The sequence below is a fragment of the Arthrobacter sp. Y3223166 genome, assembly GCF_059090935.1.
In genome coordinates this window covers 1-22503 of sequence record NZ_JBNHGE010000044.1, presented here as the reverse complement: position 1 = coordinate 22503, position 22503 = coordinate 1, and the positions used below count along the sequence as shown (strand labels likewise).

Below are 22503 nucleotides of genomic sequence, written 5' to 3'. Positions count from 1 at the left end.
GACGGGGCGGCCCGCAGGCAGGCCGGCCGCCTGCCCGACCGGCCGGCCGTTCCCCTCCTGGCCGGGACGCGGGGCGCCGAATCCCCGTGCGAAGTTCTCCGCGATGCCGCGGGGATTGAAGGCGCGCTCGGCTGCCAGGGCCTCGTCGGCCGCGGTCGGCACCAGCAGCCAGAGCCAGACATAGAGCAGCACGCCGGCTCCCCCGGCGAGCGCCAGGACCACCATGCCGACCCGGACGATCCCGACCGAGGTGTCCAGGTGCCGGGCCAGGCCGGTACACACGCCCGCGATGATGCGGTCCTCGGTGGAGCGGACGAGCGGTTCTCTCATGGGTCAATCCAAGCACGCGCGGGTGCACCCGACCTACCGGGTGGCGCCGAATCAGGGGAACCCGGCCGGCCGGTCAGGGAAGGGTCAGGGTGGCACCCCATAGAGGAGAGGGCTGCCGGTTGGAATGATCAAACCATGACCTCACACGCACCGATCCCGTCGGATAACGACGGCACCGACCGAACAGACGAACCGGACCAGCAGCCGGCAGTCCCCGAATCCGGGCAGGAATCCGCCCCGGCGGCGCCCCAGGCGCCCGCTCCCGACGAGCCCGAGACCGTCCAGGCGGCAGAGGACGACGACGCACCCGCCCATCCCACCCAGCCCATCCTTCCGGGCACCAACCCCACCCTGCCGCTGGGCGCCGGCTACCGGGATCCCGGCCACGCAAACGCGGCCGGGGCCGACGGGACCGGCTACGCCGGCCGTGACGGAGGCGGCGGCAACTTCCCGCCGCCTCCGGGCAGCGCCGGCGCTTACCCCCCGCCGCCCGCCGCCGGCTTCCCGGCGCACAGCAACGCGTTCTTCAGCTGGTTCCGCAACCTCGGCGTTTCCCGCGGGCAGGACCGCTGGATTGGCGGGGTAGCCTCCGGCGTCGCGCACCGGATCGGGCTGGACCCGATCCTGGTCCGCGGGCTGTTCATCCTGCTCGCCGTCTTCGGCGGCATCGGCGTGCTGCTCTACGGCGTGGCCTGGGCCCTGCTGCCCGAGCCGGACGGCCGGATCCATGCGGAAGAAGCCGGCCGCAGCAACTGGACGGCAGGCATGACCGGCGCGGTGATCTTCACGGCCCTCGGCGTGTTCAGCCGCCCGTTCAGCTGGATCTTCGGGTTCAACAACGACGGCGGCTGGGGCTTCGGCGGCTTCGTCTGGGCCGTGATCTGGCTGGGCGCGGTGGGGTTCTTCATCTACTGGCTCGCCACGCGCAACAAGGCAGGCGCACCGGATTCGGCACCGACCGGAGCGGACGGCTTCCCGCCTGCGCCGGCCACCGGCAGCGGTACCTCCGCCTACTACGGCGCCCCCGGCACCACCGGAACCACCGGAACCACCGGCGCCGCCTACGGTTCGACGCCGGCTTCCGCGACCGGATACGGCAACGCGGGCCACGGCGGCCAGCAGGGCCCGCCGCGGCAGGCCTATCCGCAGCCGCGCCCGTATCCCCAGCCCGCGCCGCGGCCCTACAAGCCCGCCCCCCGCGGCCCCTCGGGTGCGGCCATCGCCCTGACCCTGGGCGCCGCCATGCTGGCCGCCGGCGTGGTCCTGGGGCTCAACGCGCTGGAATTCGTTGAGCTGGGCCGGAATGTCGTGCCCGTCGCCATCGCCGCGGCGCTGGTCGTGATCGGCATCGGCGTCGTGGTGCTGGGCGCCGTCGGCCGCACCTCCGGCGTCCTCGGTTTCCTGGCCGCTGTGGGACTGGTCCTGGCGCTGGCCTTCTCCGCGGGAACGCAGTGGACGGCCTCCAACTACGCCATCGCCTCGAGCCGGACCTGGACCTCGGCCGCGACCCCGGCCCAGGGTGACGGCTACAGCGTCGTGGCCGGCGACGGCACCGTGGACCTGCGCGCCGTCTCCGGTTCCCGTTTCGGCGGCCCGGCCCTCGTCCCGGTCAACGCCGTGGCCTCCTCCATCACCGTCATCATCCCCGACGACGTCCCGGTGAAGGTGGAAACGCAGATGGCGCTGGGCAACGTCGAATACGTCACCGGCGCGGACAGCGGACGGCAGTCCGGGTTCTGGCAGCCGGGAAGCTACACCATCAACGACGACGGCGGGGCGCCGGAAATCGTCCTGGCCGTCCGGGGCGTGGCCAGCAACGTCGACATCGTGACCGTCAGCGAACTGGAGGAAATCCGATGAGCAGCCAACTGAACCGCGACCAGGACCGCCGTCCCCGCGTCGGCACCATCATCTGGGGCTTGATCGCCGTGGCCGTCGGCCTGCTGGTGCTCGCCGGGACCTGGTGGGACATCAGCTTCAACTGGGCCTACGTGATGATCGCCCTGCTGATCGGCTCCGGCATCGCCCTGGTGGTCGCCGGCGTCCTGAGCGCCACCCGCAACCGCGACCGCTAGCCCGGGACCGACAGGACCGTACCCCACCGAGACCGACAACCAAGGCGGCCCGCGCCACCCGCGCGGGCCGCCTTCGACGAACCGGCAGTGACAACAGCTCCCGAACACGAAAGCATGGTGCCATGGATACCTTTTACCGCGTGCTCCGCTCCAGCCCCGTCCGCCGCGGCCCCGACCGCTGGGTCGCCGGCATTTGCGGCGGCATTGCAGCCAAGTTCGGCTGGGACGTGATGTGGGTGCGGATCGCCACCTTGCTGGTCTTCCTGTTCCCCGGCGTCGGCATCGGCACCTACCTGGTGTTGTGGCTGCTGCTGCCGAAGTACGACGGCAGCATCGCGCTGGAGAAGCTGCTCGCCGGCAAATCCTGATCCGCTGTCCACCGGCCGGAGGACAAGGGAGTCGGCAGGACGGACGTGCCGGCCGCGACCCCGGGCGGAGCATGCTGGAAGCATGAGAACCCCCGCCACCAGCCGCGCCGCGTTGGACGCCACGGGCGCGCCGGCCCCCGGCCACCCGGAGCCAGCCGCCTCCGATCCTGCCCCGCCGGGCGCCGCCGTCGTCCTCGACCGGTTGGTGAAGGAGTACCCCCGTCCCGGCGGCGGAACCTTCCGCGCCGTGGACGGCATCACGCTGCAGATCCGCACGGGCGAAACGTACGCGCTGCTCGGGCCCAACGGGGCCGGCAAATCCACCACCATCGAGATGATGGAGGGCCACCGGAAGCCGACCTCCGGCCGCGCCGCTGTGCTCGGCGTCGACCCGTACCGGGCGGCGCCGTCGTTCCGTGCCCGCATCGGAGTCGTGCTGCAGGAGGCCACCGACGCCGGCGCGCTGAAGGTGGCCGAATCGCTGCGCGCCCTCGCCGCCTACTACCCCGCCCCGCGCCCGGTCGACGAGGTGATCGCCGCCGTCGGGCTGGAGGAAAAGGCCGGCGCGCGGATCGGCGCCCTCTCGGGCGGCCAGCGCCGGCGGCTGGACGTGGCCATGGGCCTGATCGGCAATCCCGACCTGTTGTTCCTGGACGAACCGACGACCGGCTTCGACCCGGAGGCCAGGCGGTCCTTCTGGGAGCTGATCCGCCGCCTGGGTTCCGACGGCACCACGATCGTGCTCACCACGCACTACCTCGACGAAGCCGAGCAGCTGGCGGACCGGCTGGGCGTCATCGCCGTGGGACGGCTGGTGGCCGAAGGCACGCCCGCAACGATCGGCGGGGCGGCACTGCGCCGGCCCAGGGTCAGCTGGACGGACGAGGCCGGCGACCACCTTGAGACGACCGACGAGCCGGCGGCGCTGGTGCACCGGCTCAGCGGCGGCGGGCGGCGCGAGCCGGCCAACCTGCAGGTGCGCGTGCCGCACCTCGAGGACATCTACCTTCAGTTGCTGCAGCAGCACGGCACGGACAGGACCGACGCGGCATGAACGCCCCGTCCCCCTCGACATCCGGCCTCGCCGTGTCCGCCCCGTCTACATCCGGCCGCCCCGGGGCAGTCCGGGTCTGGCGGCCGAACGCCGTGCTGCTGGGCTGGAAACGGACGCTGCTGGAGGTGCGGATGTTCTCGCGCGACCCGGCCGCGGTGGTCTTCACCCTGCTGTTCCCGCTGATCATGATGGGCCTGTTCAGCACCGTCTTCGGCGAGGACGCGTCGATGGGCGATCCGGCGCGGCCGGAGTCGCTGCTGCGCCCGGCCGAGTACTTCCTGCCCGCGATGCTGGCCCTGGGCACGGTCCTGAGCGGCTTCCAAAACCTCAGCGCCTACGTGGCCGCCGAACGGTTCAACGGCAGCATCAAGCGGCTGGCCGGAACACCGCTGCCCAGCCTGTCCTACTTCCTGGGCAAGACCGGCATGACGCTGGTCCTGATCCTGACGCAATCGGCCCTGCTGTTGCTGGGCGCACGGTTCCTGTTCGACGTGCCCCTGCCGGCGACGGCGGACGCCTGGCTGACGTTCGCGTGGCTGCTCCTGGGCTCCACGGCGGCCTGGTCGGCGGTGGGGATCGCCTTCGCCTGCCTGGCCAGGTCCGGGCCCTCCGCCTCCACCATGGCGGCCGTGCCGCCACTGCTGCTGTCCTTCATCTCCGGCGTCTATTTCCCGTTCCCGCAGATCCCGGACTGGCTGCGCGGCCTCGCGGACCTGACGCCGCTGCGCTGGACCGCCAGCGGCATGCGCTCGGTGTTCCTGCCGGAGGGCTGGGAGGCCGTGGAGCCCGGCGGGAGCTGGAACCTGGGGATGTCCGCCGTCGTGATCCTCAGCTGGCTGGCCGCCGGCCTGGTGCTGACCCGGCTGATGTTCCGTTGGCCGCCGCAGAAGTAGTCCCCCGCGGCAGGGCGCCGCGCCGGCCGGGCGGCGGGGCCGTCGTAAGGTGATGCCATGAATCAATCCGCGGTCCCGCCGGCGACGGCCCCGCCCTCCGTCAGGGACTCGATCTGGTTCCGCGGCCTGAAGTGGTGGCACCTCGGGTTCTACGTCGCGCTGGCGACCGTCGCCGTCATCGTCTGGGTCAGCGCCGAGGCGGGGAATCCCGCCAAGGCATCGGCGGTGGCGTCCCTCGTTCTGCTCGGGGCCGCCTACCCGTTCCTGACCCGGGCGAAGGACCTGCACACCTGGAAGCCGAAGCTGTACGTGGTGCTTCTGATCGCCGTGGTGACCTACCTGGCGTTCCTCTCCGGCGCCGGCTCGATCATCCTCTTCATCGCGTTCCCGCAGGTGTGGATGTTCGCGGGGTCGGAGCGCAACGGCGTGGCCGCCTCCGCGCTGATCTGCGTGCTCGTGGCCGCCGGCCAGCTGCACCTGTACGGCACCGGCGCCGCCGGACTGCTGGCCGCCGGGCTGCAGGCGGTGATCTCCTTCCTGGCCAGCACGCTGCTGGGCCTGTGGATCTACAAGATCATCGAACAGAGCGAGCAGCGGGCGGACCTGATCGCGGAGCTCAACGCCGCCCGGGCGGAACTGGGGGCCGCGCACAGGCGCCAGGGCGCCATGGCCGAGCGGGAGCGGATGGCCCGCGAGATCCACGACACGCTGGCGCAGGGCTTCACCTCGATCGTGATGCTCTCGGAGGCGGCCCAGGCACAGCTGCGCAAGGCCGGCACCCCGGTCCCGGCGGCGCTTGCGTCCTCCCTGGCCGGGATCCGGGACACCGCACGGGACAACCTGCAGGAAGCGCGGGCCCTGATCGCGGCCTCCGGCCCCACGCAGCTGGCCGGCGGCGACCTGCTCGGCGCGCTGCGGCGGCTCGAGGCCACCGGCCTGGACGGCGCCCGGCTGAGCGTGGAGCTGCCGGCGGCGCTGCCGGAACTGACGCCGGCGCAGCAGGTGGTGGTGCTGCGGGCCGCGCAGGAGGCCCTGAACAACGTCCGCCGGCACGCCGGGGCGGGCTCCGCGCGGCTGCGGCTGCACCTCGACGGAGCGTCCCTGGTGCTCTCCGTGGACGACGACGGCGCCGGCTTCGTCCCCGCGGCGCGGACCTCAGGCGACAGCTACGGGCTGCGCGCCATGGCCGAGCGGCTGTCCGAAATCGGCGGCAGCCTCGACGTGCGCTCGGCGCCGGGCGACGGCACGCGGCTGACCATGACCATCCCGCTGCAGCTGCAAGGAGCCGGCAATGTCCGCTGAACCCCGACCGGACAGCCCGGGCAACGACACCGGGGCCGCCACCGAAGCCCCCCGCATCCGGGTCGTCATCGCCGACGACCACCCCGTGGTCCGCGCCGGGCTGGCCGGCCTGCTGGGCACCGAGGACCGGCTGGAGGTGGTGGCCCAGGCTCCCGACGGCGCCGCGGCGGTGAGTGCCGCGCTGGAGGTGGGCGCCGACGTCGTCCTGATGGACCTGCGGATGCCGCGGCTGGACGGCGCCGACGCCACCGCGCGGATCGTTGCCGCCCGGCCGGGCACCAAGGTGCTGATCCTGACCACCTACGACGGCGACGCCGACATCGTCCGCGCGGTGGAGGCCGGCGCGGTCGGCTACCTGCTCAAGGACACCCCCGGCGAGGCGCTGATCGCCGCGGTCTACGCCGCCGCCCGGGGCGAAACGGTCCTGGCCCCGCCCATCGCGGCCAAGCTGGTCTCCCGGCTGCGCTCGCCCGCGCCGCCGGCGCTGTCGGCCCGGGAGACCGAGGTGCTGGGGGCCGTGGCCGACGGCCTGAGCAACCCGGAAATCGCCGCCCGGCTGTTCATCGCCGAGACCACGGTGAAGACGCACCTGCTGCGGATCTTCGCCAAGCTCGACGTCGACGACCGCACGCGCGCCGTCGTCGTCGCCATGCAGCACGGCCTGCTGCCCGCCTGAGGCGCCGTCCCGCCCGGCAGGGCTCCCCGCCGCCGGAGCCGCTCGCGGCCGGAATGACTCGGGCCCCGGTTCCTGCATAGGATTGAGGCGGGCTCAATGGGGTGCTCGCGCCGACCGGCCAGCAACCGAGAAGGAGTACCCATGAGGATTGGCATCATGACCAGCGGCGGGGATTGCCCCGGCCTGAATGCGGTGATCCGCGGCATCGTGCTCAAGGGCATCACCGCGCACGGGCACGAGTTTGTCGGCTTCCGCGACGGCTGGCGCGGCGTGCTGGAGGGCGACATCATGGAACTGCCGCGGCACCAGGTGCGCGGCATCTCCAAGCAGGGCGGCACGATCCTGGGCACCTCGCGCACCAACCCGTTCGAGGGTCCCAACGGCGGGCCGGAGAAGATCCAGCAGACGCTGGACCGGCTGGGCGTGGACGCGGTGATCGTGATCGGCGGCGAGGGCACCCTGGCCGGCGCCTACCGGCTCACCCAGAGCGGGCTGAAGATCGTCGGCGTGCCCAAGACCATCGACAACGACCTGGAAGCCACCGACTACACCTTCGGTTTCGACACCGCGGTGCAGATCGCCACCGAGGCGATCGACCGGCTGCGCACCACCGGCGAATCGCACCACCGCTGCATGATCGCCGAGGTGATGGGCCGCAACGTGGGCTGGATCGCGCTGCACGCGGGCATGGCCACCGGCGCGCACGCCATCCTGATCCCCGAGCAGAGCGTGAGCATGGAGCAGGTGTCCGACTGGGTGCTGCACGCGCAGAAGCGCGGCCGTGCCCCGCTGGTGGTGGTGGCCGAGGGCTGGGTGCCCGACGGCGAACTGGGCCCGCACGCCGAGCGCGGCGTGGACAGTTTCGGGCGGCCGAGGCTCGGGGGCATCGGGGAGCGGCTGGCCCCCGAACTGGAGGCCCGCACCGGGATCGAAACGCGCGCCACCACGCTGGGGCACATCCAGCGCGGCGGGGTCCCCTCCGGCTACGACCGCGTGCTGGCCACCCGCCTGGGCATGGCGGCCGTGGACTCGGTGGTGGAGAAGCGCTGGGGCTCCATGGTGGCACTGAAGGGAACGGACGTCGTGCACGTGGGCTTCGAGTCGGCGCTGAACAATCTAAAAACCGTCCCCCAGCATCGTTACGACGAGGCAAGGGTTCTCTTCGGCTAAGCGTTCAGTAGGGTGGCAGGTATGCGATTGGACGCAGGGACGGCTGACATTGTGCTGCTGGCGTGGGCGCGGTTGCTCGGATTCTCCGACAACGCCTTCACCGCGGCCGGCGACCGGCTGACCAGGATCAACGAGGACGCCGGGACGCTCACCTTCGTGCGCTTGTTCGGCCGCTCAGCGCTGGTGGGACCGGAATGGGCCCTCGCCGCGGCCGCCCGGTACTCGGACGACGACCTGGCCGAACACCAGACGCTGATGCTGCTGAGCCGGGAGCACGGCGGGCACGGGCTGGGCAAGGCCGTGCTGTCTTACGCCGAAGACCTGCCGGTGGTCCAGCCCGAACGGGAGGCCCTGGTGTCCACCGCGGGCAGCGACGTCGCCCGGCTCGAAGACAGGTGCCCGCCCGATGACACGCACGAAGCGGCGCTGGCCGGCATGGACAAGTCGTTCGTGCTGCTGGACGGCAGCACCCCGATGGCCGGCGCCGGCTACCAGGAGTGGCAGCAGATCCTCGGCCACGTTGGCGTGCTGACCGCCCCCGCCTACCGGCGCCGCGGAGCCGGCGCGTTGATCGCGGCGATCGCCGGCCACGAGGCGCTCTCCTCCGGACTCATTCCGCAGTGGCGCTCGCACGAAGAGAACAGGGCCTCCCGCGCGCTGGCCGCGAGCCTGGGATTCTGGGACGCGGGCACCCAGACCTCGGTGATCCTGCAGAAGCGGAGCTGACCGCGGCGGCTCAGCGCGGCGGGCGCAGGAACCCGGTCTGGCGGCCGACCACCTGGCCGGCGTCGGGGGTGACAATCACTTCCTGGGCGGCGTCGTAGCTCTCGCCGTCGTCCAGCACGGTCAGCTGCGCCAGCGGATCGACCGAGCGCTTGACCACGGCCAGCGCAATCGGTCCCATCTCGTAGTGTTGCGCCGCGGACGTGACCGCGCCGACGCGCTTGTCGCCGAGCATCACGTCGCTGCCCGGGACCGGCAGCGTGTGCTGCGAGCCGTCCAGCTGCAGGAACACCAGCCGGCGCGGCGGGCGGCCCAGGTTGTGCACGCGGGCGATGGTCTCCTGGCCCTTGTAGCAGCCCTTCTCCAGGTGCACGGCGGTGCGGATGAGGTCCAGTTCGTGCGGGATGGTCTTCTCGTCGGTCTCCGCCCCGACCCGTGGCCGCCACGCGGCGATCCGCAGCGCCTCGGCGGCCCAGACCCCGGCCAGCTGCAGCCCGGAGACGGCCGATTCCAGGTCGGCCGCCGGCAGCAGGTATTCGTACCAGGACCGTTCCAGGCCGGGGTGCTTGGGTTCCTCGATGCCGGTGTAGGCATAGCCGCCGGCACCGATCTGCGGCCACGGGTCCTGCCACACGAGGCTCCCCTCGAAGGCCGGGACCGGCCTGACCGAACCCACCACGGCCCAGTCGGCGGAGACATCGGCAACCTCTACCCGCAGCATGAACTTCATTCTGTCCAGCCATGCGGCCAGCGGCGCCGCCTCGAAGGATTCGACGATCAGCCAGGTGCGTTCGCCGTCGTCGACGATGCGGGCGTCGTATTCGATCCGGCCCTGCACGGTGAGCAGCAGCGCTTCGCTGGACTGGCCCGGCTTCAGGTTCAGCAGCAGCTGCGAGGAGAGCGTGTTCAGCCAGCTCAGCCGGTCTTCGCCGGCCACCGTCACCACCCCGCGGTGGGAAAGGTCCGTGACGGCCTCGCCGCGGGCCAGGGCGCGCTGTTCGCGCAGCGGGTCGGAGTAGTGGGCGGCGACGCCGGCGTCGGCCCCGGAGGCTTCGACGGCGCCGTGTTGCAGGAGCAAAGGGCTGCGGTAGGTCATACCGGCATCAACTCCCGGCGGCCGTGCCAAATTCCCTCCCCGGTCAGGCGCGCTTGGCCAGGATCGCCGAGGCGTGCGGGGCCAGGTCCTTGCCCTTGGCCTCGGCCACGTCCCAGCGCCAGTAAAGATCGTTGTTGACCAAGCCGAAGATGCGCGTGGCCGCACTGTAGTCCTTGGACTGCGAACCGCGCATCACCATGTCGGTGCTCAGCTGCACGCGGGGGCCCTTGATCTGCCCGTAGTAGAGCTCGGAGATACCGCCCGGGTGCACGATGGTCGCGGTGATATCGAAGCCGCCGTCGGCGTTGCGCAGCTCTTCGACCTCGTCCGCGGATTTCAGGGCCGGCACGATTTCGGCGGGGACCAGGCCCGGGCCGACGTCGGCGTCGTTGAGCTTGCGGTCCAGTGCCCAGAAGCCGGTTTCCACGGACAGCGGGCGCAGCCGGTTGCCATCCTCGTCGGTCAGCCAGCTCTCGGCGGTGTACTGCAGGTAGGGCAGGCCGTTCTGCGCGAACGTGGCCTTCTGGACGAAATGTTCGTCCCCCTCCTCGCCCGCACCCAACCGGCCGGCACCTTCCCAGGTACCCAGCAGCCAGGACAGCGGCACCAGCTCCGGGGTCAGCTCCGTCGGGAGTTCAATCGGCATTGTTAAGCTTTGGTCGCTTACTTCTGGCCCTTGAACAGGCGGTAGACCACCAGCGAGGCAAAGCCCGCGATGCCAAGGCCGGCGAGGACCAGCAGGGACAGGTAGAAAATTTCAAGACCGAGATACGACATGGCTCCATAGTAACGGCCCCGGCCGCAGGATGCCTGCCCGTGACGCCTGCCCGCACTGTGACCTCGCTCATTCGGGGGCCCCGCTCATTTCAGCGCAGCAGCATCCGCTCCAGGAAGTAGACCAGCGATCCGGCGGCCATTGCCGGGGCGGCGCCGACGGCGAGCATCGCCGGCAGCCGGGTGGGACCGCCGTCGGCCAGCACGAGCCGGCGGAAACTGACCAGGATGATGCCGGCGACGGCGCCCACCGCCGCGGCGGGCAGCATGTGGACGGTGGAGAACAAGGGGGCCGCCAGGGCCCCCGCCAGCGGGGCCAGGACCACGCCCAGCGGCGCGACGATGCGGTCCGGCCAGGGCAGCAGGCAGACGCCGATGGCCACCAGCATGCTGATCCCGGTCACCAGCATCATTCCGCCGTTGTTTGCATTGGCCGAGAGCCGGTCGGCGGCCACCCAGCCGGCGCCCAGCGAGGTGAGCACCAGGCCGGCGCTGGCGCCGAAGGTCGATTCGAGCCGCCGGGGCTGGCCGGTGCCGCGGAGCAGCTGGATCAGGAAGACGGCCATCACGCCGAGCGCAATCACCACGGCCATCCACAGCAGCGGCATGCCCGCGGGCGCGATCCCGGCGAGCACCGCCGTCGCAATCCCGGCCAGGGAGATGACGGCGGCAAGGGTCTTCTTGGCGGGCACGCCCAGCAACACCGGCCAGCCGATCCCGATCACCACCGCGGCGACGCACACCGCCGCCGTCAGCACCGGGAGGGAGAGGTAGGAGGCGCCGATGACGGCGCACAGTACGGCGGCAGCGGCTGCGGCGACGATCCACGTTTTCACGCTAGTCATACTGCCCTATGACGCAGGGGCGGGGCGAGAAACCGCGGCCCGGCGGGGCGCGGCGCTATACTTATGCCACCGTCCGGCAGGCTGCGCCTGCGTGTGTGAGGACCTGCCGGGCCCGGCCCGATGATGTGCGCCGCGAAACCCCTGGAGGAACCATGCCGCACATTCTGCTGTTGACCAACAGTTCCGGCTCGTCGATCGACGTCCTGCCCGCCCTCGAGCTGCTGAACCACAAGGTTCACATCCTGCCGGCCGAACCGACCGCCCTGCTGGAAACCGGCCCGGCCGACGTGGTCATGGTTGACGCCCGCAAGGACCTGGCCGGGGCGCGCTCGCTCACCCAGTTGCTGAAGGCCACCGGCCTGGGGGCACCGCTGATGCTTGTGCTCACCGAAGGCGGCATGGCCGCCGTCAGCGCCAACTGGCTTGCCGACGACGTGGTGCTGGCAACCGCCGGACCGGCCGAAGTCGAGGCGCGGCTGCGGTTGGTCATCGCCCGCGCCCGTGCCGGCGACCAGGACACCCGCACGGAGATCCACGCCTCCGGCGTGGTGATCGACGAGGCCAGCTACAGCGCGCGCGTCGGCGGACAGCCGCTGAACCTGACCTACAAGGAATTCGAACTGCTCAAGTACCTGGCCCAGCACCCCGGCCGGGTGTTCACCCGCGACCAGCTGCTGCACGAGGTCTGGGGCTACGACTACTACGGCGGCACGCGCACGGTCGACGTGCATGTGCGGCGGCTGCGGGCGAAGCTGGGCCCGGACCACGAGCAGCTGATCGGCACGGTCCGCAACGTCGGCTACCGGTTCACGCTGGTACGCGAGGCGGAAGAAGAACCCAGCGGCGTCGGCTGAGGCGGCCCGGCCTGCGCCGGACCGCGGCGCCCTCCCGCCGCCGGAGGCCGCTCGGATAGTCTGTGCTCATGACTGCATCGGATTCGGACCTCTGGCCCGTGCTGACCATCAAGGGCGCCCCCGACGCCGAGACCCTCGCGGACATCAAGGCGCTGGCCGCCGCCGCCGAGGAGGCCGACGGCAATCCCCCGCTCTCCGAGCAGACGTGGGTGAACCTGCGGGCCGCGGAGTCGGCCGACGTGCTGGTGCTGGCGACCTACGCGGGCGAAGAGCGCTCCGATCCCGCCACCGCGACGGCGCTGGCCGGCGTCGCCGTCGTCAGCCTTACCACCGCTGCCGGCACCGACAACGTCCTGGAACTGGTGGTGCACCCTTCCTACCGCGCCGAAGGGGTGGGGACCAGGCTGGTCGAAGCCGTCCGGCAGCACACCGAACTGACGGGCCTCAAGGCCTGGTCGCACGGCGGCCATGAGGCCGCGGGGCGGCTGGCCGCGCGCTTCGGTTTCGCCCCGGTCCGGGAACTGTGGCGGATGCGCCTGACCCACCCGACCGGATTGCCCGCCGCCGAATTGCCGCCCGGCGTGGCCATCCGTTCCTTCGTGCCCGGCAGGGATGAGGAGGCGTGGCTGGCGGCCAACGCCGCTGCCTTCGCCGACCACCCCGAACAGGGCGCGATGACGCTCTCCGATCTGAAGGCGCGGATGGCCGAGGACTGGTTCGACCCGGCCGGCTTCCTGCTGGCCGAGCGCGAGGACGGCGGCGGCCTGGTCGGGTTCCACTGGACCAAGGTCCACCCGCGCTCCGGCAGCCACCCGTCCATCGGCGAAGTGTACGTCGTGGGCGTCACGCCGCAGGCGCAGGGCACCGGGCTGGGCAAGGCGCTGACCATCGCCGGCATCAAGCACCTGCAGGACGCCGGCGAGCACGCCATCATGCTCTACGTCGACGCGGACAACGAGCCCGCCGTCGGGCTGTACCGCAAGCTGGGTTTCACCCGCTGGGATGCGGATGTGATGTACGCACCGCAGGAAGAGGCCGGCGGGCAACAGTCGGTAACCTTGTAGCTACCGGACGCCTCTACGATGAGGTGAGTCCGGCCCGCCCCAACGTCCCAGGAGAGAGCATGGTCATCGAACCCGAAGCCGCAGCCATTCCCAGGCTGGGTTCCTCGGAAATGGTCCCTGCCCGCGCCACCCAGGACCGCATCGACATTCCGGAGTTCGCGCCCTCGCTGGCGCCCGACGGGGACTTCACGCTGGAACGCTTCCTCGACCGGGAAATCAGCTGGCTGGACTTCAACGCACGGGTCTTGGAACTGGCCGAGGACGAGGACCTCTACCTGCTGGAGCGGTTGAACTTCCTCTCCATCTTCGCCTCCAACCTGGACGAGTTCTTCATGGTCCGGGTGGCGGGCCTGAAGCGCCGGATCGCCACCGGGCTGGCCGTGCCGTCCGCCGCCGGGCTCTCCCCGATCGAGCAGCTCGAACAAATCAAGGTCGCCGCGCACAAGCTGCAGCAGCGCCACGCCCGGATCTTCGCCGAGCAGATCCGCCCGGCGCTGGCCTACGAACACATCCACATCGTGCGCTGGGACGAACTGGACGAGGCGGCGCGGACCGAACTGTCCGTGATGTTCCGGGAGCGGGTGTTCCCGATCCTGACGCCGCTGGCCGTGGACCCGGCCCACCCCTTCCCCTACATCTCCGGGCTCTCGCTGAACCTGGCCGTGATCGTGCGCAATCCGGTGAGCGAAAAGGAACTCTTTGCCCGCCTCAAGGTCCCGGACCAGCTCTCGCGGCTGATCCCCGTGGACGGCCCCCGCGCCGGCTCGATCCCCGGCCGCACGGCCCGGTTCATCACCCTGGAAGACGTCATCGCCCAGCACCTGGACCTGCTCTTCCAGGGCATGGAAGTGCTGGAGCACCACACGTTCCGGGTGACCCGCAACGAGGACCTGGAAGTCGAAGAGGACGACGCCGAGAACCTGCTCCAGGCGCTGGAGAAGGAACTGCTGCGCCGCCGGTTCGGGCCGCCCGTGCGGCTGGAAGTGGCCACGGACATCAATCCCAGCGTACGCGAGCTGCTGGTGCGCGAACTCGGCGTCGAAGAATCCGAGGTGTACGCGCTGCCCGCGCCGCTGGACCTTCGCGGGGTGGAGGCGATCTACCAGATCGACCGGCCGGACATGAAGTATCCGAAGCAGCTGGCGCACACCAGCCGCCACCTGAACGAAAGCGAAACGTCCAAGGCCGCCAACGTCTTCGCGGCCATGCGCCGGCGCGACATCCTGCTGCACCACCCGTACGACTCGTTCTCCACCTCCGTGCAGGCCTTCCTGGAGCAGGCCGCCGCCGACCCGAAGGTGCAGGCGATCAAGCAGACGCTGTACCGGACCTCGGGTGACTCGCCGATCGTGGACGCGCTGATCGACGCCGCCGAAGCCGGCAAGCAGGTGCTGGCGCTGGTGGAGATCAAGGCCCGGTTCGACGAGCAGGCCAACATCGACTGGGCGCGGAAGCTGGAGCAGGCCGGCGTCCACGTGGTCTACGGCATCGTGGGCCTGAAGACGCACTGCAAGCTCTCGCTGGTGGTCCGCCAGGAAGGCGACGGGCTGCGCCGCTACTGCCACATCGGCACCGGCAACTACCACCCGCGCACCGCTCGCTATTACGAGGACCTGGGCCTGCTGACGGCGAACTACCAGGTGGGCGAGGACCTGTCCAAGCTGTTCAACCAGCTCTCCGGCTACGCCCCGAAGTCCACCTTCAAGCGGCTGCTGGTGGCCCCGCGGTCGGTGCGCTCCGGGCTGATCGACCGGATCGAGAAGGAGATCGCCAACAGCAAGGCCGGCCGCGCCGCCCGCGTGGTGATCAAGGTGAACTCGATGGTGGACGAGGCCGTCATCGACTCGCTCTACCGCGCCTCGCAGGCCGGCGTGCGGGTCGACGTGATCGTCCGCGGGATCTGCGCGGTGCGGCCCGGCGTCCCGGGGCTGAGCGAAAACATCCGGGTCCGCTCCGTCCTCGGCCGGTTCCTGGAGCATTCGCGCGTGTTCGGCTTTGCCAACGGCGGCGAACCGGTGGTCTACATCGGTTCCGCCGACATGATGCACCGCAACCTCGACCGCCGCGTGGAGGCGCTGGTGCAACTGAACTCCCGCGAGGACATCAACGACCTGCTGTCCCTGATGGACCGCTACATGGACCCCGGAACCGCCAGCTGGCATTTGGACAGCGACGGCGCGTGGACCAGGCACCACAAGGACGACGACGGCAACCCGCTCTCGGATATCCAGTCCTGGCTGCTCGCCTCCCGCTCCCGCCAGCGCACCGCCACCCGCCGCTGATGACGCAGAGCAAGACCAGCGACGCCGGCGCTCCCCCGGGCGCCAGGATCACCGCCGCCGGGGCTTTGTGCTGGCGCGTCCGCCAGGGCCGGCTGGAAGTGCTGCTGATCCACCGGCCGCGCTACGACGACTGGTCCTGGCCCAAGGGCAAGCTGGACAGGGGCGAAACCACGCCCGAGTGCGCGGTCCGCGAGGTCCACGAGGAAATCGGCGTCCAGGTGCGCCTGGGCATCCCGCTGCCCACCATCCGCTACCGGGTCAGCGCCGGACTCAAGCAGGTGGTGTACTGGGCCGCCAAGCTGGAGAAACAGGACCCCGTGCCCGACGGCGACGAGGTGGACCGCGTGCTGTGGTGTCCGCCCGCCCGGGCCCGTGAACTCTTGACCAACCGTTCCGACGTGGAACCGCTGGACGCGTTGGAGGCCGCGCATCGGCGGGACGAACTCGATACCTATCCGTTCGTCGTCGTCCGCCACGCCAAGGCCAAACCGCGGTCCGCCTGGTCGCAGGCCGAGGGCGAGCGCCCGCTGGTCGCCACCGGGCGGCGGCAGGCGCTGGCCGTGTGCCGGATGCTGTCCGTGTGGAAGCCCAAACGGATCGTCTCGAGCCCCTGGCTGCGCTGCGTTCAGACCGTCACCCCGTACGTGCTGCACACCCAGACCAAGCTGCGGACCGTCGAGGCCATCACCGAACACAACAACGAGCGCAACCCGAAGAAGGCCCGGGCCGCCCTCATCCAGATGCTCGACAAGGGTAAGCCCACCGCCGTCTGCAGCCACCGGCCGGTGCTGCCGAACCTGTTCCAGGTGCTGGCGGACCGGATGGATCCCGAACTCGCCGCGCAGCTGCCCACGGACGATCCCTACCTGCGGCCGGGAGCCGTGCTGGTCTGCCACATCGCCAAGCACCGGGGCGGGCGGATCGTCGCGCTCGAAATACTCGACGCCTACGACGACTAGCGGCACCTGACGAGTGCTCGTGCCGCCGCCCGGCACCCCCCACCCTTGACCCCTTGCCGCTTTGTATCAAATACTTGATCCATTGATACAGCACGAGGGGGATCGTGGACTTACTGACCAGCACCATCACCGGCCTGCTGTTCGGCGCCGTCATCATCTACGGCGTGCTGCGGATCATCGCTGGCAGGGCCGGCGCCAGTGCAGCCATCCTCGCGGAGGCGGGCTCCGGCGTGGACACCGATCCATCGGACGGGGCCGGACTGGACGCCGCCCGGATGCATGCGTTCTGGACGGCCCTCATCGCGTTCTTCGCCAGCGGGCTGTCTGCGGCCTCGAAGGTCGGCGATATTCCGGCCGCCTACTACGCCGGACATACACCGGCGCCTTCCTGGCTGGCTGACCTGCTGACCGTCCTGGTGCCGCTGGTCAGCCTGGCCGGAATCTACATCATCGGCCAATACACCTGGCCCAAGCCCCGCGGCAGGGTCCGCCGAGCCGACATCGCTATCCGGCGCATCCGCGACTACATCCCCTCGGCGCTGCTCTCAGTCATGATTTCGGCGGCCGTGCTGGCCGTGATCGCGGCGATCGTCGTCCGGGAGTTGCCGGAAATCGACGGATTCAGCGGTTCCCAATCCTTCGCCGGTGTTGAGGTCTCCGGCGGGCACAACGGCCGCCAGCCCGGCAGCTACTTTGCCCCGATCCTGCTGATCGGCATCCTGACGCTCGCGGCCGGCGTCGCCGCGGCGACGGCGGTCATCGTGCGCAGACGCTCCGTGGACTCGCTCAACCGCGAGGACAACGACATCTTGCGGCGCATCCTCATCAATCGATTGTTCCGCACGGCCACCTTGCTCTTCGCCACGCTCGGCACCATGGCAGTCAGCTTCGCCAATCACCAGGTGCCGGCCCTCATCCTCGACGGACCGGCACCGACCACCGGCTGGGAACCCGCCCAGCAACTGGCAGGCTGGCTCACGGTCACGCTGATGATCGCCATGGCCCTGTGGCGCCCTCCCCTGCTGGCCCCCGACGGCACTCCGGGCCGTCCGGTCATCTACCGCGGCACCTATGCCGCGGGCTTGGAAATTACGACGTCGGCGCGTACCGCCGGTCTCATCGTTACAGTGCTCGCCTTGATCACTTTGTCTGCCTTCGCCAGCATGATCTACTTTGCCGTGCCGGTGCCTACGCCGGTAGACGGTGGAACGGCTGACGGCCCGGCCTTCGCACTTCCGTTGATGCCCGTGGTCTTTGCCCTGCCAACGTCCATCTTCCTCGCCGCAATCGCCGCCGGAGAGGTCCATATCTGGCGAGGCCATACACGTCCCCGTACTCAGCCGTCCCCTGCCCCGACAGCCCCGCGGCCCGTCGGCTGGACACCGCCCGGCGCAGCTTCAGTCCAACTGGTTCCGCGCCCGCTCCTTGCCGCCGTTGCCGCCGGCGCGGTGCTGCTGGCCGTCGCCGTCGGCTTCAATGCCGCCGCCCCGGGCCGACAGCCCGACCTGCTGGCAGCCTTCGCCGTGGCCGGTCTTGCCCTGCTCTTGCTCGGGGCAGCGGCCGTCCTGTTGGTGCACCGCCGTCCCCCTCTGTTCGAGGCAACTCCGGAGGCGGACAACTTGCTCCGCTGCGTTTCCGGCTTCCGCGTTGCGCGGATGACCGCCGCCGGGCTGTTCGCCCTGACCGCCCAACTGCTCAACGCACATCCGGCGGCTTGGGGCTGGTTCCTGGACGGCGGCATCTCGTCCTACCTCCACCAGCTTTCCCCCGGCCTGCATACAGCGCTCCGCATCACCACGGCCGTGCTCTACCTGGCCGCCATCGTGCTGGCGCTTCTACCGGGAGCATCGCGGCCGCGCCGTTCGATGGCCAGCTATGTCGGCCACGCCGTCACGCAACACTCCGGCAACGCCGTCGGCGGGCCGCGCGACCCCGGCCGGGACCGCGACGAGCCCGCTGTTCGCCAGGACCGAACACCGTGAGCACCCAGATCCGGGTGGATCTGGCGGCACCGACTCCCCCGTACGAACAGATCCGCAGCCAGGTCGCCTCGCTCATCGCCGTCGGCACGTTGGCCGCCGGACAACGCCTGCCCCCGGTGCGCAGCCTGGCCGCAGATCTGGGTGTGGCCGCCGGCACCGTGGCCCGTGCGTACAAGGAGCTTGAGGCCGCGGGCCTGCTCGTCAGCCGCCGGCGCCATGGCACTACCGTGGCTGACACGGCAGCCGCCACGCACCAAACCGCAGCCGGTTCCGCCGAGGTGGGCCTCGCCGTCGTACATTTGGTGCGCGCCGCCCGGGACGCGGGACTGGACGATGAGACGGTCCTGAACCTGGTGCGCGGCCAGTTGCGGCGCCCGCGCGGGTTCGCACCGGACGCACCGTGAGCCTGCCGTCCCTCGGCAGCCGCCGCAGCACCCCTCAACTACACTGGACGCTGTGAACGCGATTCCCACCCCGTACGAGGACCTGCTGCGCGACGTCATGGCCAACGGCACGGCCAAATCCGACCGCACCGGCACCGGCACCCGCAGCGTCTTCGGCCGCCAGCTCCGTTACGACCTGGCCCAGGGGTTCCCGCTGATCACCACCAAGCGCGTGCACTTTAAGTCCGTGGCGCTGGAGCTGCTGTGGTTCCTGCGCGGCGACTCGAACGTGAAATGGCTGCAGGAGCGCGGGGTCAAGATCTGGAACGAATGGGCGGACGCCGACGGCGAGCTCGGCCCGGTCTACGGAGTGCAGTGGCGGTCCTGGCCGACGCCCGACGGCGGACACATCGACCAGATCGCCCAGCTGGTCGAGGACCTGAAGAACAATCCGGATTCGCGCCGGCACATCGTGTCCGCGTGGAACGTGGCCGAGATCAAGAACATGGCCTTGCCGCCGTGCCACGCGTTCTTCCAGTTCTACGTGGCGGACGGCCGGCTGTCCTGCCAGCTGTATCAGCGCAGCGCCGACATGTTCCTGGGCGTGCCCTTCAACATCGCCTCCTATGCTCTGCTCACCCTGATGCTGGCCCAGCAGGTGGGCCTGGAGCCGGGCGACTTCGTGTGGACCGGCGGCGACGTGCACATCTATGACGACCACGTGGACCAGGTCCGCGAGCAGCTGTCGCGCGCCCCGTACCCCTACCCCACGCTCAACATCCTGCGGAAGCCGGAGAGCATTTTCGACTACTCGCTGGAGGACTTCGAGGTGGCCGGCTACCAGCACCACCCGGCCATTAAGGCACCGGTGGCCATATGAGTGCCGACCACGCAGCCACGCGCCCCTACCCGGACAGCGTCGCCGAAGCCGTGCTCGGGGCCGGACGGTCCGGGTCGCTCTCCGCTCCGGTGGTCGGCATGATCTGGGCTCAGACCAGCAACGGCGTCATCGGCCGCGACGGCGGCATGCCCTGGCACCTGCCCGAGGACCTTGCACACTTCAAGCGGACCACGCTGAACCATCCGGTGATCATGGGACGCAAGACCTGGGAGTCCTTTCCCGACAAGTACCGGCCGCTGCCGGGGCGCACCAACATTGTGGTCAGCCGGCGGCCCGAACTGCGCGGGCAGCTGACCGCGGCGGGCGCCGTCGTTGTCGAAACCATCGAAGACGCGCTGGCGGAGGCGGCGGCCAGCCCGGGCAGCGACCAAATCTGGATCCTGGGCGGCGGCGAGATCTTCAACCTCGCCAGGCAGCACGCCAACGCGGCCTCGGTGACGGTCATCGACCTGGAGACGGACGGGGACACGTACGCCCCGCAGCTCGGCCCGGAATGGAAGTTCGAGGGCGTCAGCCCCACCGAGGACTGGTACACCGCGGCCAACGGCACCCGCTACCGCATCTCACTCTGGGTCCGCGGCCCGGAGTAGGAGCGCCTAAGGCCCTACGTGTAGGCCCGGCCGGAGCGGACAGGCCGGGCCGGGAATCGCCGGCTCCCGGCACCGCCGTCGTCATTGTGACGCTTGCGCTCCACCCACTCTGGGCAACTCACAGCGCCACCTTGTGTAAGCCGCCGCGCCTACTTTGTGTAACCCGCAGCGCCTACCTCGTGTAACTCACAGCGCTTAAATTGACCCGGTCCGTAAAATGGAATGCATGACTTCCCCTGCAGCCACTTCATCTGCCCAGTCCGTCGGCCTGATCGGTTGGCGCGGCATGGTCGGCTCCGTCCTCATGCAGCGCATGCAGGATGAAGGCGACTTCGACCTCATCAACCCCGTGTTTTTCTCCACGTCGAACGCCGGCGGCGACGCCCCGTCCTTCGCTGCGGGTGCGGGCAAGCTGCAGGACGCGTACGACATCGAGACGCTGGCAAAGCTGCCGATCATCCTGACGGCGCAGGGCGGCGACTACACCGCCGAGGTGTACCCGAAGCTGCGCGACGCCGGCTGGGACGGCCTGTGGATAGACGCGGCGTCCACCCTGCGGATGCAGGACAGCTCCATCATCGTGCTGGACCCGGTCAACCGCGACGTGATCGACGCCGGCCTGGCGCGGGGCGTGAAGGAATTTATCGGCGGCAACTGCACCGTCTCCTGCATGCTCATGGGCCTGGGCGGCCTTTTCAAGAACGGCCTCGTCGAGTGGGGAACGTCCATGACCTACCAGGCGGCCTCCGGCGGCGGGGCCCGGCACATGCGCGAACTGCTGAACCAGTTCGGTACGCTGAACGCCGCGGTGGCCGACGAACTGGCGCAGCCCTCCTCCGCCATTCTGGAAATTGACCGCAAGATTTTGGCCCAGCAGCGCAGCCCCGAACTGGATGCCTCCCAGTTCGGCGTGCCGCTGGCCGGTTCCGTGATCCCGTGGATCGACAAGGACCTGGGCAACGGACAGTCCAAGGAAGAATGGAAAGCCCCCGCCGAGACCAACAAGATTCTGGGCTTGAGCGACGACAAGCGGATCCCGTTCGACGGGCTGTGCGTCCGCATCGGTGCCATGCGCTCGCACTCGCAGGCGCTGACGTTGAAGCTCACCGAGGACCTGCCGGTGGCCGAAATCGAGCGGATCATCGACGCCGACAACGAGTGGTCTCGCGTGGTTCCCAACACCAAGGAAGCCACCATGGAGCACCTGACCCCGGTGGCGGCCAGCGGCACGCTCGAGATCCCGGTAGGCCGTATCCGCAAGCTGGAAATGGGTCCCGAGTACATCAGCGCCTTCACCGTGGGCGACCAGCTCCTGTGGGGCGCGGCCGAACCGCTGCGCCGCATGCTGCGCATCGCCACCGGCAACCTTTAGGACCTGCGGCCGGCAGGAGTGCCGGAGCCGCTCCGCGAGCCGCGAAAGCCATAGTAGCCCGAGGCCACGAGGAGCCCGTCCCTTTGGGGACGGGCTCCTGCTGTTTAGGGACGGGCTCCCGCTGTTGAGGGGCGGGCTCCCGCTGTTGGCAGGGTCGCTTTTTCGGCGGCGTGACTGCACGGAGAAATTTCGCTGCGCCGCCCCTATCCTGAGCTGTCCACGTCAGGGGCGCCCCGTCCTTCATAGGCAGTGGACGGCTCCGCGTTCAGCCGTCCACCTACTCAGTTGTCCTACACAGGGCAGGACGGTCCCCCGTTCAGCCCGTCCGCCGGCTGAGTTGTCCTACACAGGGAAGGACGGTCCCCCCGTTCAGCCGTCCGCCTGCTCAGTTGTCCTACACAGGGAAGGAGGGTTCCCCGTTCAGCCGTCCGCCCGCTGAGTTGTCCTCCACAGGCAGCTGTCGGGGGCAGGTTATGCACTTTCCTCGAAGACCCGTTCTACCCGCGGCGTGGGCTGCGTAGCGTTGAAGCATGTCACCGGAACCGTTGGACGAGGCACAAGAGCCGGAGGAATCCTCCGGCACCCCTGCCGCGTCCGACAATGGTGCCGCGCCCGACAATGGTGCCGCGCCCGACAATGGTGCCGCCGAACCGGCACCGGTCCCGCGGGGGTGGGCGGACGACTGGCGGGAGCTGGGACCGGCGGAACTGGCCGGCCTGCTCGCCGGCACCGACCCCGCGGCCCTGGACGACTGGTCGACCCTCGACTACCTCCAGGCGGTGCGCAAACACGAGGCCTGGACCCAGTCCC

Annotated in this window: 22 protein-coding genes and 1 pseudogene; 19 read left to right on the top strand and 4 right to left on the bottom strand. The window is 70.2% G+C overall.

Going from position 1 to position 22503, the window contains the following annotated elements; translation table 11 throughout:
* The coding region (locus tag AC5RUH_RS14580; protein WP_494128940.1) for a PspC domain-containing protein at positions 1-330 on the bottom strand (330 nt) is incomplete at its 3' end.
* Between the two features lie 135 nt (positions 331-465).
* Here AC5RUH_RS14580 and AC5RUH_RS14575 point away from each other — a divergent pair.
* From AC5RUH_RS14575 to AC5RUH_RS14535, 9 genes are all read left to right on the top strand, one after another.
* Positions 466-2190, top strand: coding sequence for a PspC domain-containing protein (locus AC5RUH_RS14575; RefSeq protein WP_494128939.1), 1725 nt, complete (start codon positions 466-468; stop codon positions 2188-2190).
* On the top strand, positions 2187-2405 hold the full coding sequence (locus AC5RUH_RS14570; RefSeq protein WP_493980168.1) for a hypothetical protein: 219 nt from the start codon (positions 2187-2189) through the stop codon (positions 2403-2405). Before AC5RUH_RS14575 ends, AC5RUH_RS14570 begins: the two co-directional genes overlap by 4 nt.
* Before the next feature lie 122 nt (positions 2406-2527).
* Positions 2528-2773, top strand: a complete 246-nt coding sequence (locus AC5RUH_RS14565; RefSeq protein WP_494000514.1) for a PspC domain-containing protein — start codon at positions 2528-2530, stop codon at positions 2771-2773.
* Between the two features lie 82 nt (positions 2774-2855).
* Entirely contained in the window at positions 2856-3827 is a 972-nt protein-coding gene (locus AC5RUH_RS14560) for an ABC transporter ATP-binding protein (RefSeq protein WP_494128938.1), read from the top strand.
* A complete protein-coding gene (locus tag AC5RUH_RS14555; RefSeq protein WP_494128937.1) occupies positions 3824-4720 on the top strand; it encodes an ABC transporter permease in 897 nt (298 codons plus the stop codon). The genes AC5RUH_RS14560 and AC5RUH_RS14555 overlap by 4 nt, the downstream gene beginning before the upstream one ends.
* Before the next feature lie 57 nt (positions 4721-4777).
* Positions 4778-6022 carry a sensor histidine kinase gene (locus AC5RUH_RS14550; protein WP_494128936.1) on the top strand — a complete coding sequence of 415 codons (1245 nt, stop codon included), beginning with the start codon at positions 4778-4780 and terminating at the stop codon, positions 6020-6022.
* Positions 6012-6698 carry a response regulator gene (locus AC5RUH_RS14545; RefSeq protein ID WP_494128935.1) on the top strand — a complete coding sequence of 229 codons (687 nt, stop codon included), beginning with the start codon at positions 6012-6014 and terminating at the stop codon, positions 6696-6698. Before AC5RUH_RS14550 ends, AC5RUH_RS14545 begins: the two co-directional genes overlap by 11 nt.
* Positions 6699-6839: 141 nt before the next feature.
* Positions 6840-7868, top strand: coding sequence for a 6-phosphofructokinase (locus AC5RUH_RS14540; RefSeq protein WP_494025422.1), 1029 nt, complete (start codon positions 6840-6842; stop codon positions 7866-7868).
* A 21-nt stretch (positions 7869-7889) separates the two neighbouring features.
* A complete protein-coding gene (locus tag AC5RUH_RS14535; RefSeq protein ID WP_494128934.1) occupies positions 7890-8594 on the top strand; it encodes a GNAT family N-acetyltransferase in 705 nt (234 codons plus the stop codon).
* 10 nt (positions 8595-8604) lie between these two features.
* Here the strand turns inward: AC5RUH_RS14535 and ygfZ are convergent, their stop codons facing one another.
* The 3 genes from ygfZ to AC5RUH_RS14520 form a co-directional block, all read right to left on the bottom strand.
* Entirely contained in the window at positions 8605-9687 is a 1083-nt protein-coding gene (gene ygfZ / locus AC5RUH_RS14530; RefSeq protein WP_494128933.1) for a CAF17-like 4Fe-4S cluster assembly/insertion protein YgfZ, read from the bottom strand.
* Positions 9688-9730: 43 nt separating this feature from the next.
* Positions 9731-10333 carry a nitrobindin family protein gene (locus tag AC5RUH_RS14525; protein WP_494128932.1) on the bottom strand — a complete coding sequence of 201 codons (603 nt, stop codon included), beginning with the start codon at positions 10331-10333 and terminating at the stop codon, positions 9731-9733.
* A 220-nt stretch (positions 10334-10553) separates the two neighbouring features.
* Positions 10554-11306: a hypothetical protein gene (locus AC5RUH_RS14520; RefSeq protein WP_494128931.1), complete on the bottom strand. Its 753-nt coding sequence runs from the start codon at positions 11304-11306 to the stop codon at positions 10554-10556.
* A 152-nt stretch (positions 11307-11458) separates the two neighbouring features.
* Here AC5RUH_RS14520 and AC5RUH_RS14515 point away from each other — a divergent pair, with 152 nt between their 5' ends.
* From AC5RUH_RS14515 to AC5RUH_RS14470, 10 genes and pseudogenes are all read left to right on the top strand, one after another.
* Complete coding sequence (locus AC5RUH_RS14515) at positions 11459-12160, top strand: winged helix-turn-helix transcriptional regulator (protein WP_494074892.1); 702 nt, start codon at positions 11459-11461, stop codon at positions 12158-12160.
* Between the two features lie 68 nt (positions 12161-12228).
* Positions 12229-13224, top strand: a complete 996-nt coding sequence (gene mshD, locus AC5RUH_RS14510) for a mycothiol synthase (RefSeq protein WP_494128930.1) — start codon at positions 12229-12231, stop codon at positions 13222-13224.
* A gap of 59 nt (positions 13225-13283) precedes the next feature.
* Entirely contained in the window at positions 13284-15506 is a 2223-nt protein-coding gene (locus tag AC5RUH_RS14505; protein WP_494128929.1) for an RNA degradosome polyphosphate kinase, read from the top strand.
* Positions 15506-16465, top strand: coding sequence for an NUDIX hydrolase (locus AC5RUH_RS14500; protein ID WP_494000527.1), 960 nt, complete (start codon positions 15506-15508; stop codon positions 16463-16465). The genes AC5RUH_RS14505 and AC5RUH_RS14500 overlap by 1 nt, the downstream gene beginning before the upstream one ends.
* Positions 16466-16569: 104 nt before the next feature.
* Complete coding sequence (locus tag AC5RUH_RS14495) at positions 16570-18447, top strand: hypothetical protein (RefSeq protein ID WP_494128928.1); 1878 nt, start codon at positions 16570-16572, stop codon at positions 18445-18447.
* On the top strand, positions 18444-18851 hold the full coding sequence (locus AC5RUH_RS14490; protein ID WP_494000529.1) for a GntR family transcriptional regulator: 408 nt from the start codon (positions 18444-18446) through the stop codon (positions 18849-18851). Before AC5RUH_RS14495 ends, AC5RUH_RS14490 begins: the two co-directional genes overlap by 4 nt.
* 97 nt (positions 18852-18948) lie before the next feature.
* Positions 18949-19710 carry a thymidylate synthase gene (locus tag AC5RUH_RS14485; RefSeq protein WP_494128941.1) on the top strand — a complete coding sequence of 254 codons (762 nt, stop codon included), beginning with the start codon at positions 18949-18951 and terminating at the stop codon, positions 19708-19710.
* Positions 19707-20321 (top strand): dihydrofolate reductase, encoded by a 615-nt coding sequence (locus AC5RUH_RS14480; protein WP_494128927.1) that lies wholly within the window; start codon positions 19707-19709, stop codon positions 20319-20321. Before AC5RUH_RS14485 ends, AC5RUH_RS14480 begins: the two co-directional genes overlap by 4 nt.
* Positions 20322-20547: 226 nt before the next feature.
* Positions 20548-21693: an aspartate-semialdehyde dehydrogenase gene (gene asd / locus AC5RUH_RS14475; protein WP_494000531.1), complete on the top strand. Its 1146-nt coding sequence runs from the start codon at positions 20548-20550 to the stop codon at positions 21691-21693.
* A 530-nt stretch (positions 21694-22223) separates the two neighbouring features.
* Positions 22224-22503 (top strand): annotated as a pseudogene (locus AC5RUH_RS14470) (hypothetical protein); the annotation flags it as partial.

What these genes read in the sequence shown, in the direction of transcription:
- AC5RUH_RS14485 (WP_494128941.1), top strand. Translation starts at nt 18,949, where the DNA reads ATGGCCAACGGCACGGCCAAATCCGACCGCACCGGCACCGGCACCCGC.
- AC5RUH_RS14505 (WP_494128929.1), top strand. Translation starts at nt 13,284, where the DNA reads ATGGTCATCGAACCCGAAGCCGCAGCCATTCCCAGGCTGGGTTCCTCG.
- asd (WP_494000531.1), top strand. Translation starts at nt 20,548, where the DNA reads ATGACTTCCCCTGCAGCCACTTCATCTGCCCAGTCCGTCGGCCTGATC.
- AC5RUH_RS14480 (WP_494128927.1), top strand. Translation starts at nt 19,707, where the DNA reads ATGAGTGCCGACCACGCAGCCACGCGCCCCTACCCGGACAGCGTCGCC.
- ygfZ (WP_494128933.1), bottom strand. Translation starts at nt 9,687, where the DNA reads ATGACCTACCGCAGCCCTTTGCTCCTGCAACACGGCGCCGTCGAAGCC.
- AC5RUH_RS14500 (WP_494000527.1), top strand. Translation starts at nt 15,506, where the DNA reads ATGACGCAGAGCAAGACCAGCGACGCCGGCGCTCCCCCGGGCGCCAGG.
- AC5RUH_RS14550 (WP_494128936.1), top strand. Translation starts at nt 4,778, where the DNA reads ATGAATCAATCCGCGGTCCCGCCGGCGACGGCCCCGCCCTCCGTCAGG.
- AC5RUH_RS14570 (WP_493980168.1), top strand. Translation starts at nt 2,187, where the DNA reads ATGAGCAGCCAACTGAACCGCGACCAGGACCGCCGTCCCCGCGTCGGC.
- AC5RUH_RS14565 (WP_494000514.1), top strand. Translation starts at nt 2,528, where the DNA reads ATGGATACCTTTTACCGCGTGCTCCGCTCCAGCCCCGTCCGCCGCGGC.
- AC5RUH_RS14535 (WP_494128934.1), top strand. Translation starts at nt 7,890, where the DNA reads ATGCGATTGGACGCAGGGACGGCTGACATTGTGCTGCTGGCGTGGGCG.
- AC5RUH_RS14575 (WP_494128939.1), top strand. Translation starts at nt 466, where the DNA reads ATGACCTCACACGCACCGATCCCGTCGGATAACGACGGCACCGACCGA.
- AC5RUH_RS14560 (WP_494128938.1), top strand. Translation starts at nt 2,856, where the DNA reads ATGAGAACCCCCGCCACCAGCCGCGCCGCGTTGGACGCCACGGGCGCG.
- AC5RUH_RS14520 (WP_494128931.1), bottom strand. Translation starts at nt 11,306, where the DNA reads ATGACTAGCGTGAAAACGTGGATCGTCGCCGCAGCCGCTGCCGCCGTA.
- AC5RUH_RS14540 (WP_494025422.1), top strand. Translation starts at nt 6,840, where the DNA reads ATGAGGATTGGCATCATGACCAGCGGCGGGGATTGCCCCGGCCTGAAT.
- AC5RUH_RS14545 (WP_494128935.1), top strand. Translation starts at nt 6,012, where the DNA reads ATGTCCGCTGAACCCCGACCGGACAGCCCGGGCAACGACACCGGGGCC.
- AC5RUH_RS14515 (WP_494074892.1), top strand. Translation starts at nt 11,459, where the DNA reads ATGCCGCACATTCTGCTGTTGACCAACAGTTCCGGCTCGTCGATCGAC.
- AC5RUH_RS14555 (WP_494128937.1), top strand. Translation starts at nt 3,824, where the DNA reads ATGAACGCCCCGTCCCCCTCGACATCCGGCCTCGCCGTGTCCGCCCCG.
- AC5RUH_RS14525 (WP_494128932.1), bottom strand. Translation starts at nt 10,333, where the DNA reads ATGCCGATTGAACTCCCGACGGAGCTGACCCCGGAGCTGGTGCCGCTG.
- mshD (WP_494128930.1), top strand. Translation starts at nt 12,229, where the DNA reads ATGACTGCATCGGATTCGGACCTCTGGCCCGTGCTGACCATCAAGGGC.